The following is a 1,599-nucleotide window of genomic DNA, read 5'->3' as shown; positions in this document are numbered from 1 at the left end:
GGCGGGGCCATGGCCCCGCCGGGGGCGGACGGTGCAGGATGGAAAGGGACGAAGCGCACCGCCGGTGCCCTCGCCGCATCCGGCCCGGAACACCGGACCGGAGGACCGACCGACCCGCCAGGAGGACCGGATGCTCGCCGAGACCGTCTGCTCCGCCGTGTCCGCGGCGGGCCTGGGCATCGCCGCGGTCACCGCCTACCGCAAGCGCTTCCTGACCGCACTGCGCATAGCCGCCTACTCCCTGATCCCGGTGGGCCTGGTGATGACCGGCGCCGTCGGCTGGCTGGCCGGTACCGCCTTCAGCCCGCTGGCCTGGGCCGGCTTCGGGGTGCTCGGCGCGTCCTGGGCACTCTTCGCCCTCGTCCGCGCCGTGGAGCACCGCCGGGGCGCCCGCACCGCGCGTGCGGCCGCCGCCGACGGTTCGCCCGCCCCGGTGAGCCCGTCCGCCTCGGCGCCCGCCCTGGGCCGGAAGGCGGGAGAAGGCTCCCGGCCCGCCTCGGCACCGCCTGCCTCCCAGTCCTCCTCGGAGGACTTCAGCGACATCGAGGCCATCCTCAAGAAGCACGGCATATGAGCCCCTGGCATATGCCGGCACCCATGACCCGCGCATGACGGGCCGGTCACCACATACCGTCGCCCCGTGCACGAAACCGTTCACCACGCGGAGCGACGCGAAAGCTACGGCACGAATTCGGCGCAGTCCCGCACTTTACGTGTGTGTTGATCGCGTACAGAGCCTGGCCTGGGCCATCATCACCGCGAGATGGTCGACACGACACAGAGCGAGGCCGCGCCGCAGAAGGACGAGCCGCGCGGGTGCCTCTTCGCCCTTTCCCAGCCACCGCTGATGATCTTCCTGGCGGTGATCGGGTGTCTGATCCTCATGGCTGCGCTGCACGATCTGCTGTTGCTGTGAGCCGTACGCGCCCGTCCCGGCGTCACCCGCCGGGACCGGCGTCGAACCACACCCGGCGCGCCCCCGGCGCGTCACGGCCCGGCTCAGCCGGCCGCCTCCTTGCGGCGCGCCCGGTAGGCCGCCACATGCAGCCGGTTCCCGCAGGTCCGGCTGTCGCAGTAGCGGCGCGAGCGGTTGCGGGAGAGGTCCACGAAGGCGCGCCGGCAGTCCGGGGCCTCGCAGCGCCGCAGCCGCTCCTCCTCGCCCGCCACCACGAAGAAGGCCAGCGCCATCCCGCAGTCCGCCGCGAGATGGTCGGCCAGCGAGGCGCCGGGGGCGAAGTAGTGCACGTGCCAGTCGTAGCCGTCGTGGTCCGTCAGCCGGGGCGTGGTGCCCGCGGCCGCGACCAGCTCGTTGATCATCCCGGCCGCCGTGCGGGCGTCCGGCGCGGCGAAGATGCCCGCGAACCGGCTGCGGATCTCCCGCACCGCCGCCAGGTCCGGCTCGGACAGCGTGCCGATGTCACTGACGGCGTGGCCGCGGGTGAACTCCGCCAGCGCCGCCACGTCCGGCAGTCCGTCCACCGCCGTGTCGTCCTCCGGGGCGGTGTTCACCAGATCCACCACGGTGTCGAGCGCGCACCGGGTGTCGTGGGTGATCAGCACGTTTCGCTCCCTGGCCTGAGGGTCGGGCGGGCGCCCGCC

At 73.4% G+C, this 1,599-nt stretch carries 3 protein-coding genes; 2 read left to right on the top strand and 1 reads right to left on the bottom strand.

Going from position 1 to position 1,599, the window contains the following annotated elements; translation table 11 throughout:
* The first annotated feature begins 130 nt into the window (after positions 1-130).
* Together CCN33_RS29540 and CCN33_RS32355 are read left to right on the top strand one after the other, a co-directional pair.
* Positions 131-574, top strand: a complete 444-nt coding sequence (locus CCN33_RS29540; protein ID WP_086696408.1) for a hypothetical protein — start codon at positions 131-133, stop codon at positions 572-574.
* A gap of 189 nt (positions 575-763) precedes the next feature.
* Positions 764-916 carry a hypothetical protein gene (locus CCN33_RS32355; RefSeq protein WP_165425682.1) on the top strand — a complete coding sequence of 51 codons (153 nt, stop codon included), beginning with the start codon at positions 764-766 and terminating at the stop codon, positions 914-916.
* 83 nt (positions 917-999) lie between these two features.
* On the opposite strand, the gene CCN33_RS29535 is transcribed toward CCN33_RS32355, so the two are convergent.
* Entirely contained in the window at positions 1,000-1,560 is a 561-nt protein-coding gene (locus CCN33_RS29535) for a CGNR zinc finger domain-containing protein (RefSeq protein ID WP_086696407.1), read from the bottom strand.
* Positions 1,561-1,599: the final 39 nt, after the last annotated feature.

Origin of the sequence: Streptomyces recifensis, from assembly GCF_002154615.1 — a bacterium.
Lineage (GTDB): Bacteria > Actinomycetota > Actinomycetes > Streptomycetales > Streptomycetaceae > Streptomyces > Streptomyces griseoluteus.
This window is presented reverse-complemented; position numbering and strand designations above follow the sequence as displayed.